The organism is Confluentibacter citreus, from assembly GCF_002807055.1.
In the GTDB taxonomy this organism is placed as follows: domain Bacteria; phylum Bacteroidota; class Bacteroidia; order Flavobacteriales; family Flavobacteriaceae; genus Confluentibacter; species Confluentibacter citreus.
The window spans coordinates 333,884-346,432 of record NZ_NIXN01000003.1 but is presented as its reverse complement, the minus strand read 5'-3'; the positions used below and the strand labels follow the sequence as shown (position 1 = coordinate 346,432).

Genomic DNA, 12,549 nt, shown 5'->3' with positions numbered 1-12,549 from the left:
GAAGGCAGGAAATTGTTGAATTTATAGTTTAATTTTTTTTTGTGGATTCCGCATCAAGTGCGGAAGGACAGCACGTGTTAAACAATTGCAAGAATGTCGCTTTCACGCATGATTAAATAGTCTTTACCTTCTAATTTAAGTTCTGTACCAGCATATTTTCCATAAAGCACAGTATCGCCAACTTTAACAGTAATAGGCTCGTCTTTTGTGCCTTTTCCGGCAGCTACTACGGTTCCTCTTTGTGGTTTTTCTTTAGCGTTGTCTGGAATGATGATTCCTGATGCTGTTTTGGTTTCAGCGGCAGCAGGTTCTATAAGGACTCTATCTGCTAATGGTTTAATGTTTAATCCCATGTGATTATACGTTTTAAATTATTAAGTTATTATTTAATGTTGATATACTAGTCTAAAAGTGTGCCAATAGCTGTAAACTGACAAACTTGCAGAAATAAAAAATGCCAACGGTTCAAGTTGGCATTTTTATTTATTTATAAGAACCGTGACTATTCTGTTGTCTCGGCTGCTGGTTCACTTGTTGTAGGGGTTGGTAAGGGTTGTACCGGAGGTGTTTGATCTAAAGGTTGTGCCGTTGGATCGATATCCAAGGCTTTTGAATCTGCATTTTGTATGCCTCTATTTATGGCAACATTAGAAACTAAGATTAATACCAACAGGATAGTAGCCAAGGTCCATGTGCTTTTATCTAAAAAGTCGGTTGTTTTTTTTACGCCACCTAATTGTTGGTTGCCACCACCGCCAAAAGATGAAGATAATCCACCTCCTTTAGGGTTTTGCACCATTATTACGACTATTAATAAAAATGCTACGATAACAATCAGTGCTAAAAATATTGAAAATGTGCTCATTATTACTTATTATTTTGTTCTTGTAATTCTTCTACTGCTTTAATTTGGATTGCAAAGAAACTACTTTTTTCTGGATATTTCAAACTTAAAATTTTATAAGATTGAATTGCTTTTGAATAGTTTTTTTGCTCTACATAAATACGTGCCAAAGTCTCTGTCATTAACTCTTCTGGTTGAATATTTTGCAATTTTGCCAGATTGAGTTTTAGGTTCGCAGGTGTTCTTGGATCTATTTTAGGATTTTGAGAAATGAATTTATCAATGAGTTTAAACTTCATTGTCTTCTCAAAATTGTCTTCTACCATTATTTCATTCGAAATTTCAGGTTCTTTATTTTCTGGTTGAGGTATTTCAACAGTGTCGCTATCTCTTTTTATAGGTCTAAATCGAGTCAGCTTAAGCCACTCAGTAAACGAATGCGATTCACGTTTATCAAACTCTAAGGGTTTTCCAAGCTTTAAAATATCACTTGCGGACATCTCTTGTTGCTGAGTGTTATCTGCTCTTGTTTCTTCAATAACATGAGTAGAGTCTAAGCTAAACGGAACTACCGTTTTAATACGTTCTTCTTTAGGCTCAAATAATGTAGGGTCTAACACACCGGTGGTGTCCATGATTTGTTGCTTCAACCGATCATCAATGGTCACCCGTTTATTCACTGAAATATCTTCTATAGATACGTCTATAGTTTTCAGGTATTCATCATTTTGCTTGATGATTTGGGATATTTCGTTTTGAATAAAAGCTTCGGAGGTTATAAAATCGAATAATATACTTCTATCTGCCGTATAAGCTGCTGCCGTTTTAAGTTCTTGATTGTATTTAAAACTTTCCTGATTTTTTAATCCTTTAAGGTATAAAGCTCTTGCTGATTGAAAATAAGGGTATGCTTTAATAATCGAATGTATGGCACTAGTTTGATATCCAGTTATAGCAGCTGGATTTGATAGTAAATATGTAAACTCTTGCTTATTCAAATTATTAAGTTTTCAAACTTTTTTTTGCAATAAATATGTTTGTTCATACAACTTAACGTCAAACAACTCAACAGAAACTACCATTTAGCCAAAGATGCATTGAATATATCTTGGGTAATACGTTCAAAAATTTCTTCTATAGCCGTGGATTTCTGACCGCCTACTAATTGGGCACTACCAGCATAGTCATAAAAAAATGTAAAAGGTGTATCAAACTCAGCTTCTTCATCATTTTTATCGTAAAAGTGAACTCTTACAGTGATGGTTAATCTGTTTTGGGCAGCAGTTTGTTCGGCTGTTGCCGTAGTAGGTGAAATTCTATAGTCAACTATCTCGCCTTCATAAACAATATCACCATTGGAATTAACATTGGTTAAATTTGTTTGGTTTTCTAATATTGCTATGAGCGCATTTCTGAAATCTACTTCCAATCCAGGTTCTACCAATAGCGAATTGTTTTCAAAACGATTGACCTGAAATGTTTTGGTTTTTGATGATATGGATGCTCCTGTAAATGAATAAAACCCACAGCCGACCAAACCTGAAGCTATTAATAGTAATACAATGAATTTTAATGGTTTCATATATGTATAATGATCTGTTTTAATTAAACTTGAAATTACAAATCATATTGTTTAATCTTTCTATACAAGGTACGTTCGCTAATACCAAGCTCTGCGGCGGCTAATTTACGCTTTCCGTCGTGACGTTCAAGCGATTTTTTTATTAATTCCAATTCTTTGTCATGAAGCGAGAGTGTTTCTTCTTCTTCAATCTCTTCAGCAAAATGATACTTATCTGGTTTGTTGGAAATTTCGGGAGTTAGTGCTGTTTGTTCTGGAATAGATAAAACGTCTTCCTCTAGGGCTTCCTCATAATCTTCCTCATCATTATTGCCGTATATTTTCTGGATTAAGCTTTCGTTGTTTTTTTCAACATCTTTAGTGTTTCCGTTCTTCATGAGTTCTAAAGTGAGTTTTTTTAAATCGTTTAAATCACTTTTCATGTCAAACAGCACTTTATATAAAATCTCTCTTTCACTACTAAAATCACTTTCCGACTTAGATGTTTTTATCACAGCCGGTAAATTACTCCCCGAGGTTGGCAAATAGGCTTTTAAGGCTTCGGCACTTATGGTTCTGTTGTGTTCTAAAACAGAAATTTGTTCTGCAATATTTCGTAACTGACGGATATTACCGCTCCAACGGTGTTTTAAAAGTACCTGTACGGCAGCATCGGATAGTTTGACCGTTGGCATTTTGTATTTTAAAGCAAAATCGCTGGCAAACTTTCTGAACAACAAATGTATATCTTCTTGTCGTTCGCGTAGGGGTGGCAAATGGATGTCCACCGTGCTTAAGCGGTAGTATAAATCTTCTCTAAAAGTTCCTTTTTCAATAGATTGGAACATGTTGGCATTGGTGGCTGCCACAATGCGTACATTGGTTTTTTGTACTTTACTGGAGCCAACCTTTAAAAATTCACCATTTTCTAGAACGCGCAATAAACGTACTTGGGTTGTAAGAGGTAATTCGCCAACTTCATCCAAAAAAATAGTACCACCATCGGCAACCTCAAAATACCCTTCACGGGTTTGGGTAGCTCCAGTAAAAGAGCCTTTTTCATGACCAAAAAGTTCGCTATCTATAGTGCCTTCTGGGATTGCTCCACAGTTTACGGCAATGTATTTATTGTGTTTTCTGTGCGATAATTGATGGATGATTTTAGGAATGCTTTCCTTACCAACACCGCTTTCTCCAGTAACCAAAACAGAAATGTCGGTAGGTGCTACTTGAATGGCTTTTTCTATAGCACGGTTAAGTGTATCACTGTTCCCAATAATACCAAAACGTTGTTTTATGGCTTGTACTGATTCCATTTATAAGTTAAAAATTAAAAGTGAAAAGTTAAAAATATAATCAAATTCATATAACTGCTTTTCATTGTTAATTGTTCATTGATAATCCAATAGCTTCACCAATTAAGGTCGCACTGGTACAATCGGTAACTTTTACGTTTACAAAATCACCTACTTTGTAATGTTCTTTAGGAAACACCGCAACGATATTTTGAGGCGTTCTGCCAGACCATTGGGTAATCGATTTTTTTGATTCTTTTTCAATTAAAACCTCAACCACCGTATGTAGGTATTCTTTTGTTCTAATCTCACTATGTTCTCTTTGTAAATCGACAATGTCTTGCAAGCGACGTTTTTTTACTTCCTCTGGCACATCATCTTTCATTTTACGTTCCGCCATAGTGCCTGGGCGTTCAGAATAGGTAAACATATAACCAAAATTATATTTTACATAATCCATTAAGGACACGGTGTCTTGAAAATCGGTTTCTGTTTCGGTTGGGAAACCAACAATCATATCTTGACTGATGGCGCAATCTGGGATTATTTTACGAATATTATCAATCAATCCCATATAATCTTCCCGGGTATGTAAACGATTCATTTCCTTTAAAATACGGTTGCTGCCACTTTGTACCGGTAAATGAATGTGATTGCAAATATTTTGGTATTTAGCCATGGTTTCAACAACATCCAACGTTAAATCTTGTGGATTTGATGTTGAAAACCGAATGCGCATTTTTGGCTGCGTTTTAGCACAAAGTTCTAATAGATTAGAGAAAGTGACTGCGGTAGCCTTTTGGAACTCCGAGGCTTTATCAAAATCCTTTTTTAAACCACCACCATACCAAAGATAACTATCTACATTTTGACCAAGCAATGTGATTTCTTTGAAGCCTCTATGCCATAAGTCGTTCATTTCTTCAATAATGCTTTGCGGGTCTCTACTGCGCTCACGTCCGCGTGTAAAAGGCACCACACAAAAGGTGCACATATTATCGCAACCGCGGGTAATGGATACAAATGCGGTGACACCATTACTGTTTAAACGAACTGGGGAAATATCGCCATAAGTTTCTTCTTTTGAGAGGATGACATTGATAGCGTCTCTACCTTCATCAACTTCAGCCAATAAATTAGGTAAATCTTTATAGGCATCAGGACCAACTACTAAATCAACTATTTTTTCTTCTTCAAGGAATTTTGTTTTTAGCCGTTCTGCCATACAACCCAAAACACCTACTTTCATTTTAGGGTTTAAATCTCGTTTTACCGCATTATATTTTTCTAAACGTTTGCGTACGGTTTGTTCCGCTTTATCACGTATAGAACAGGTATTTACCAAAACCAAATCGGCATCCTCTAAATTTTGGGTGGTATTAAATCCAGCAGTGGCCAAAATAGAAGCTACAATTTCACTATCGCTAAAATTCATGGCACAGCCGTAACTTTCAATAAAAAGCTTACGTTTATTGCCTTCTTTTTGGTCTAGAACCAGCGTTTCGCCTTGTTTGTTTTCGTCTATTATTTTTTCCATAATTTACTGAATGGGGTAGCAGTCAATAAGTGTGCAAAGATACAACTTATTTGTGTTTTATGACAAACTGTCATATTTTAAAATGAGATAATTTTTTGTTAAATATTTGGGAAAACGCTTACTTTGGTGTTCCGCTAACCACAATAAAAAAAAATGAATCATCTTGATAATTTATTATATAGAATAAACAATGCTAAAGAATTAGATTTTGGAGACATTATTAGTAACTCCATTGAGTTATTTAAAAAAGTTTGGTTGAAAGGTTTAGTTGTGGTGCTGTTTGTATTAATTTCTGTTATTTGTATAAGCTTTCTGTTTAGTTTGATTGGCTTGGCTCCAGCTTTAGACCAAAGTGTGTTTAGTAATGGGTTTGATTTTAAAGGCATTGCTAGTTTTTATTCGTCAAATGCTCTTTATGGTATTCCTCAAAACATGCTTGTTTCTACGTTGAATCTGGCATTTGTTGCTGCATTCTACAGAATATGTAAACAAACAATGTTGGATGAAAATGGGCATGAAGATTATTTTTATTTTTTTAAGAAAGAATATTTCACAAAAGTATTTATGTTAGGCATTATTTACACGGCCATAACAACTGTTGCCCAATTATTATGTTTTATTCCTTATATATATGTGTTTGTGCCTTTATCTTATTTTGCGGTAATATTAGCCAATAATCCAGATTTAAGCGAGATGGACATCGTTAAGGCTAGTTTTGCTTTAGGGAACAAGAAATGGTTAATAACTTTTGGGACTATGTTTGTGGCGGGAATAATAGCAATGTTAGGGATTTTTGGTTGTGTTATTGGTATTGTTTTCACCATGTCCATTATTTATTTGCCGTCGTTTTTAATTTATAAAGACGCTATTGGTTTTGACGAAACGAATGCTATTGATGAAATTGGCATGAATGACGAATTTTAACTAACCTTTTTAATAAATATGATATGAATAAATATCACCTTTTACTAACAAAAATAGATCACGCAAAGGCACTAGACTTTGGTACTATTTTTAACCAATCTATTGATTTATTTAAAAAGACTTGGGTTCAAGGATTGGTAGCCCTTTTATTAAGTGTAGTTTTAATAATTCCTTTCTACATAATAGCTTATATCCCTTTAATTGCCTTAGGTGTATTAAGTCCGGAATTTTTTAATGGTAATGGAGATTTTACAGAAATAGAAGGGCTTGGCGTTTTTGCCTTAATAGTATCGGGGATATTATTTTTGTTTATGATTATAGGGGTGTTGGTAATAACTATTGGATTGAAAGCAGCTTACTTTAGAATCGTTAAAAGCAAGGATTTAGAATTGAATCAATCAGATGATTATTTTTTCTTCTTAAAAAAGAGGTATTTAAAGAAGACCATTACTTTAAGTTTCATCTTAATGGGTATAAGTTTTTTAGCACTGTTGCTTTGTGTTTTGCCAATTTTTTATGCAATGATTCCCATGGCTTATATGATTGTTATTTATGCTTTTAATCCCGAATTGTCTACTTCTGATATTGTAAAAATCGGATTTAAACTAGGGAATAAAAAGTGGTTAATAACATTTGTACTTGTAATCGTGGCGTGGTTTATATCTAGCATAGTTGGGTTTTTAATGTGTTTTATTGGTATATATGTGACACAGCAGTTTATTAATTTACCATTTTATCAAGTTTACAAAGAATGTATCGGTTTCAGTGAAACGCATATTATTGACGAAATAGGAATTGTTCAAGAGTAAAATTTTAATTCAATATTTTAAGAAGCCTGTATTTTAAGCCTAAAATATGGGCTTTTTATATTTGAAAATAATAGAGTTAGTTTATAAAATTAGGAAGTTAAACTTTTTTTCATATACATTTGTACCTTCAAAAACCCAAGTATGGCGAAGAATTTAGTGATAGTTGAGTCACCAGCGAAAGCAAAAACGATAGAAAAATTTTTAGGAAAAGATTTTAAAGTAGAGTCTAGTTTTGGACATATTTCCGATTTGCCTTCAAGTGAATTAGGTGTAGATGTTGATGGTGATTTTAAACCAAAATATGAAGTTTCTAAAGATAAAGTGGCTGTTGTTAAGAAATTAAAAGACTTAGCTAAGAATGCCGATATGGTTTGGTTGGCAAGTGATGAAGATAGAGAGGGAGAAGCAATAGCTTGGCATTTGGCAGAAACTTTAAAGTTAGATAAAGCAAAAACCAAACGCATTGTTTTTCATGAGATTACAAAATCTGCCATACAGAAAGCCATTGAAAACCCAAGGGGTATTGATTACGATTTAGTTGATGCGCAACAAGCACGACGCGTACTAGATAGAATTGTAGGTTATGAATTGTCTCCTGTTTTATGGAGAAAAGTAAAAGGAGGCTTATCTGCTGGTCGTGTGCAATCGGTTTCTGTGCGATTGATCGTAGAACGCGAACGCGAAATCCAAGGATTTACAACAGAAGCGTCTTATAGAATTGATGCGGAATTTTCCAATGAAGAAGGCAAAACGTTTAAAGCGAAACTGCCAAAAACATTTGAGACCAAAGAAGAAGCTCATAAATTTTTAGAATCCAATAAATCAGCAGCATTTAAAGTTGCCGAATTAGAGAAAAAGCCAGCTAAAAAAGCACCGGCAGCACCATTTACAACGTCTACATTACAACAGGAAGCCTCACGTAAATTATATTTTTCGGTAAGCAAAACCATGACCATGGCGCAACGCCTTTACGAAGCGGGATTGATAACTTACATGAGAACGGATAGCGTTAATTTATCAGATGAAGCAAGAAATGGTGCTAAGGCGGAAATAGAGAGTGCCTATGGTCCAAAATTTAGTAAACCAAGAAACTATACAGGAAAATCTAAAGGTGCCCAGGAAGCCCATGAAGCCATTAGACCTACCGATTTTGCTACACATTCCGTAGATATTGATAGAGACCAAGCACGTTTGTACGATTTAATTTGGAAACGTGCCATTGCTTCCCAAATGAGCGAGGCCGAATTGGAAAGAACCAACGTAAAGATTAGTGCGTCTACGCATAAAGAAACGTTTACAGCCAATGGTGAAGTCATCACCTTTGAAGGGTTTTTAAAAGTCTATTTAGAAGGTACCGATGATGAGGATACTGAGCAAGAAGACATGTTGCCAGCAATGAAAACAGGCGAAGTGCTTATTAATAATTATATTACAGCTACCGAGCGTTACTCGCGTCCGCCTTACAGATATACCGAAGCGTCATTGGTTAAGCAATTGGAAGAATTAGGTATTGGTCGTCCGTCAACGTATGCACCAACGATTTCAACCATCCAAAATAGAAACTATGTGGAAAAAGGTTCTGTTGAAGGTGTGGAGCGTAATTATGTTCAACTTACACTGAAAAACGGGAATTTAAAAGAAAAAGAACTTAGTGAGAAAGTAGGTTCAGATAAAGGAAAATTAGTACCAACGGATATTGGAATGATTGTCACCGACTTTTTAGTCAATCATTTTGAGAATATTTTAGATTATAATTTCACCGCAAAAGTTGAAGAAGATTTTGATGATATTGCTGAAGGAAAAGTAGATTGGTCTAAAATGATGAAAGATTTTTATAAAGACTTCCATCCGCAAGTTGAAAATGTTCAGGAAAATGCCGAAAGGGAATCTGGCGAGCGCATTTTAGGAACCGATCCAAAAACAGGAAAACAAGTGAGCGTGCGTTTAGGTAAATTCGGACCCATGGTTCAAATTGGTACTCCCGATGATGAAGAAAAACCACAATTTGCAAGTTTAAGTCCAGATCAACAATTAAATACCATTTCGTATGATGATGCAATGGCTTTATTTCAACTTCCAAAAAAACTGGGTATATATAAAGGGGAAGAGATAGAAGTAAATAATGGTCGTTTTGGACCTTATGTAAAATTTGGAGATAAGTTTGTGTCACTACCTGCTGGAGTTGAAGCTTTGAGTGTGGAATTGGATGAGGCCATTGTTTTGATTAAAGAAAAGGAAGAAGCTGATGCGCCCATTTATACGTACAAAAAATTGCCTGTTCAAAAAGGAAAAGGACGTTTTGGTCCGTTCATTAAATGGGACAATATGTTTATTAATGTGAACAAAAAGTATGACTGGGACAATTTATCTGATTCAGATATTGAAGAACTCATTGAAGATAAAATCCAGAAAGAAAAAGATAAGGTAGTTCATAATTGGAAAGAAGAAGGCATTCAAGTTGAAAAGGCACGATGGGGAAGGCATACCATTATAAAAGGTAAAACTAAAATTGAATTACCTAAAACAGTTGATGCTGCTAAATTAACGTTGGATGACGTAAAGGGCATCATCAATAAAAACGCTCCAAAAAAGAAAGCAACTGCTAAAAAGGCTCCTGTTAAAAAGAAGTAATTTTTTTCATTTAATTATGGAAGAGAATGTTTTTCGGTCATTTAACTACGAAATAATTGTATTTTGTCCGATTTTTTTATCGTAAAGGTATACGATAACTCATTTATTATTTTGATATTTGTGAGACTTCAATAAAATCTAGCAAGTAGATGTATATTAATAATTGATGAATTTTAATTTTCTTTCCCCAGTACCAGATTTTGTTCTAGCTCATAATCAATTGCTTTCGCCACAAGCACTTGGCAGAAAATTAAGAATTCATTCCGCGCAAAAAGGCATTCCAGATTTAGAAGGTGTTAATGTTGCCATTCTAGGAGTTTTAGAAAATAGAAATGATGTTAACTATTTAGGGGAAGATTTTAAACTAAATGAAATTCGAAAATCATTATATGCATTATATCCTGGAAGTTGGACAACTACCATGGCAGATTTAGGTGATATTAATAAAGGAGAAAGTGTTGAAGACACCTATTTTGCATTAAAAACCACTATTGCTATATTAATTAAAAAAAAGATCATACCTATTATAATAGGAGGCTCTCAAGACCTCACTTATGCTAACTATAGAGCTTATGATGATTTAATTCCTATGGTAAACGTTGTTAATGTAGATTGTAGCTTTAATTTAGGAGATTCTTCAAAACCCATCAAGAATAATAGTTTTGTTGGAAAAATAATTTTAGATGAACCTTACAATCTTTTTAATTATGCCAATATAGGTTATCAAACCTATTTCAACTCACAAGAGGAAATAGATTTAATGGACAAGCTTTATTTCGAATCTTATAGACTAGGTCAGGTTTCCAAAGATGTAACCATCGTTGAACCTGTTATGCGTGATGCCAATATGGTAAGTATAGATTTAAGTTGTGTAAAAGGTGCCGAAGTAAGTTTAAATCAAAAATTTTCGCCTAACGGATTGGACGGAAAAGAAATCTGTGCCATTTCCCGTTATGCAGGCATAAGTAATAAAGTCAGTTCTATTGGTATATATGAGTATAAGCCATCAAAGGATGATGAAATTACATCCATGCTAATAGCTCAAATTATTTGGTATTTTATAGAAGGTGTTAATTTTAGGGTTAAGGATGATGTTTTTTTAGATGAAAATAGTTATCAAAAGTTTATAACCTTAGTAGATGCCGAAGAATTAATTTTCTATAAGAGCAATAAAACAGGAAGATGGTGGATTGAAATCCCGTTTTTATCCGAAGTAAATACTAAATTAAAAAGACATACGTTATTACCATGCATGCATCAAGATTACCTTGACGCTTGTAATAATAAGGTCCCAAACCGTTGGTATAAGGCCTTACAAAGAAATAGTGTGTAGCTAAATATGTACTTGGTCGATAATATAATCGGTAAAACGACATTTTTTCACGATGAAATGTAAATTTTTTAGATAAAAAGTTGTTTTTTAAAAAATATATAAATATGTTTACGCTCTCAAATTGAAGCTTAAATAATTAACCTCGAGTTTTCTATGGATATGAAGAAGTTTTTATTATTAACCACAGTAGTAACATTACTTGCCAGTTGCGGCTCTAAAGACAAAGGAGAGCTGGTAGGTGTGCAAGGTAAGAAGTGGCACCCCGAAAAACCTTATGGAATGGAACTAGTCCCTGGTGGTGCTTTTATAATGGGTAAAGCCGATGAAGATCTTGCGGGTGTAAATGATGCCCCTGCAAAAACCGCTACCGTTAGAGCATTTTATATGGATGCTACAGAAATAACAAATAGCGAATATCGCCAATTTGTTAATTGGGTTCGAGATTCCATCATTAGATTAAAATTGGCCGTACTAGCAGATGAGGTAGGTAAAGTTCCTGAAGATGGTGGTATTGGAGAATTTGCATTTAAAGATGCAGATACCGCCAATATGTCGGTTTATGAAAAATATATGTTTGAAAACTACACAGGTTTAGGGCCGACAGGTTACGAGGGCAGGAAAATAAATCGTGATATCGATTTGATTTTTGATACAGCAGAATATCCAGACGAATATTATACAGAGGTTATGGATACCATGTATTTAAAACTTGAAGAGTCTTATAACGGACAACGTACATGGGATGTTAAAAAATTCAAGTTTCAATATAACTACATGGATATAAAGGAAGCTGCAAGAAATAGAGGTGTAAAACGATCAGACGTTATCAAAAAAGAAGAAGTTGAAATATATCCAGATACCACGGTGTGGATAAGGGATTTCGCATATTCTTACAACGAGCCTATGCACAATGATTATTTCTGGCATGATGCTTATGGAGATTATCCAGTAGTTGGAATTACGTGGCAACAGGCTAAAGCTTTTTGTGAATGGCGAACCATAAATAAAAACGCTTATCAAAAATCTAAAGGTGCGGCTTATGTAAACAATTTTAGATTGCCGTCTGAGGCGGAGTGGGAGTATGCCGCTAGAGGAGGCCTTCAGGCTGCAACATATCCATGGGGAGGGCCTTACACTAAAAGTGATCTAGGTTGCTTTATGGCAAACTTTAAGCCTGTAAGGGGTGATTATGCTGCAGATGATGCGTTATATACTGTGGAAGCAAAATCCTATGAGCCAAATGATTATAATTTGTATAATATGGCAGGAAATGTTTCTGAATGGGTAAATGCTTCATATGATCCAAACTCATACGAATATACTTCAACAATAAACCCTAGCGTAAACGATGAAAAGAATAATCGTAAAGTTGTTAGAGGGGGCTCTTGGAAAGATGTTGCATACTATCTGCAAGTTAGTACAAGGGATTATGAGTATGGAGATTCAGCAAGAAGTTATATAGGATTTAGAACCGTTCAAGATTACATGGGGACTCAAGTAACTAAAAAGAACGGTAAAAAATAAATTTCAGTGTTAAATCAAATCAGTAAATAAATCAAATCTATTAATTAACCTACTTAAGTACATGTACTTAAAATTAAAAACCAAAAATTAT

Annotated in this window: 11 protein-coding genes; 5 read left to right on the top strand and 6 right to left on the bottom strand. The window is 34.5% G+C overall.

What is annotated here, in order from left to right; genetic code table 11:
- Positions 1-77: 77 nt before the first annotated feature.
- The 6 genes from CDH49_RS09160 to miaB form a co-directional block, all read right to left on the bottom strand.
- Positions 78-353: a co-chaperone GroES gene (locus CDH49_RS09160; protein WP_100611829.1), complete on the bottom strand. Its 276-nt coding sequence runs from the start codon at positions 351-353 to the stop codon at positions 78-80.
- 149 nt (positions 354-502) lie between these two features.
- The gene (secG, locus tag CDH49_RS15785; protein ID WP_239970625.1) at positions 503-865 is read right to left on the bottom strand and encodes a preprotein translocase subunit SecG; all 363 of its coding nucleotides are present in this window, start codon (positions 863-865) and stop codon (positions 503-505) included.
- Between the two features lie 2 nt (positions 866-867).
- A complete protein-coding gene (locus CDH49_RS09150; RefSeq protein WP_100615195.1) occupies positions 868-1,842 on the bottom strand; it encodes a hypothetical protein in 975 nt (324 codons plus the stop codon).
- Between the two features lie 77 nt (positions 1,843-1,919).
- A complete protein-coding gene (locus CDH49_RS09145; protein WP_100615194.1) occupies positions 1,920-2,426 on the bottom strand; it encodes an LptE family protein in 507 nt (168 codons plus the stop codon).
- 35 nt (positions 2,427-2,461) lie between these two features.
- Positions 2,462-3,721, bottom strand: a complete 1,260-nt coding sequence (locus tag CDH49_RS09140) for a sigma-54 interaction domain-containing protein (RefSeq protein ID WP_100615193.1) — start codon at positions 3,719-3,721, stop codon at positions 2,462-2,464.
- A gap of 67 nt (positions 3,722-3,788) precedes the next feature.
- Positions 3,789-5,237 carry a tRNA (N6-isopentenyl adenosine(37)-C2)-methylthiotransferase MiaB gene (miaB, locus tag CDH49_RS09135; RefSeq protein WP_100615192.1) on the bottom strand — a complete coding sequence of 483 codons (1,449 nt, stop codon included), beginning with the start codon at positions 5,235-5,237 and terminating at the stop codon, positions 3,789-3,791.
- A 153-nt stretch (positions 5,238-5,390) separates the two neighbouring features.
- Between miaB and CDH49_RS09130 the strand changes: the two genes are divergently transcribed.
- The 5 genes from CDH49_RS09130 to porK all read left to right on the top strand — a co-directional run bounded on the left by CDH49_RS09130 (position 5,391) and on the right by porK (position 12,458).
- The gene (locus tag CDH49_RS09130; RefSeq protein ID WP_100615191.1) at positions 5,391-6,161 is read left to right on the top strand and encodes a hypothetical protein; all 771 of its coding nucleotides are present in this window, start codon (positions 5,391-5,393) and stop codon (positions 6,159-6,161) included.
- A gap of 23 nt (positions 6,162-6,184) precedes the next feature.
- Entirely contained in the window at positions 6,185-6,970 is a 786-nt protein-coding gene (locus CDH49_RS09125; protein ID WP_100615190.1) for a hypothetical protein, read from the top strand.
- A gap of 141 nt (positions 6,971-7,111) precedes the next feature.
- Positions 7,112-9,601 carry a type I DNA topoisomerase gene (gene topA / locus CDH49_RS09120; protein ID WP_100615189.1) on the top strand — a complete coding sequence of 830 codons (2,490 nt, stop codon included), beginning with the start codon at positions 7,112-7,114 and terminating at the stop codon, positions 9,599-9,601.
- Positions 9,602-9,767: 166 nt separating this feature from the next.
- Positions 9,768-10,934, top strand: coding sequence for a formimidoylglutamase (locus tag CDH49_RS09115; protein ID WP_100615188.1), 1,167 nt, complete (start codon positions 9,768-9,770; stop codon positions 10,932-10,934).
- Positions 10,935-11,093: 159 nt separating this feature from the next.
- Positions 11,094-12,458 carry a T9SS ring complex lipoprotein PorK/GldK gene (gene porK, locus CDH49_RS09110; RefSeq protein WP_100615251.1) on the top strand — a complete coding sequence of 455 codons (1,365 nt, stop codon included), beginning with the start codon at positions 11,094-11,096 and terminating at the stop codon, positions 12,456-12,458.
- Positions 12,459-12,549 lie beyond the last annotated feature (91 nt).

Bases quoted from the DNA above. Each gene is read 5' to 3' on its own strand.
- CDH49_RS09125 (WP_100615190.1), top strand. From the start codon at position 6,185: ATGAATAAATATCACCTTTTACTAACAAAAATAGATCACGCAAAGGCA.
- porK (WP_100615251.1), top strand. From the start codon at position 11,094: ATGAAGAAGTTTTTATTATTAACCACAGTAGTAACATTACTTGCCAGT.
- CDH49_RS09140 (WP_100615193.1), bottom strand. From the start codon at position 3,721: ATGGAATCAGTACAAGCCATAAAACAACGTTTTGGTATTATTGGGAAC.
- secG (WP_239970625.1), bottom strand. From the start codon at position 865: ATGAGCACATTTTCAATATTTTTAGCACTGATTGTTATCGTAGCATTT.
- CDH49_RS09145 (WP_100615194.1), bottom strand. From the start codon at position 2,426: ATGAAACCATTAAAATTCATTGTATTACTATTAATAGCTTCAGGTTTG.
- topA (WP_100615189.1), top strand. From the start codon at position 7,112: ATGGCGAAGAATTTAGTGATAGTTGAGTCACCAGCGAAAGCAAAAACG.
- CDH49_RS09160 (WP_100611829.1), bottom strand. From the start codon at position 353: ATGGGATTAAACATTAAACCATTAGCAGATAGAGTCCTTATAGAACCT.
- miaB (WP_100615192.1), bottom strand. From the start codon at position 5,237: ATGGAAAAAATAATAGACGAAAACAAACAAGGCGAAACGCTGGTTCTA.
- CDH49_RS09115 (WP_100615188.1), top strand. From the start codon at position 9,768: ATGAATTTTAATTTTCTTTCCCCAGTACCAGATTTTGTTCTAGCTCAT.
- CDH49_RS09130 (WP_100615191.1), top strand. From the start codon at position 5,391: ATGAATCATCTTGATAATTTATTATATAGAATAAACAATGCTAAAGAA.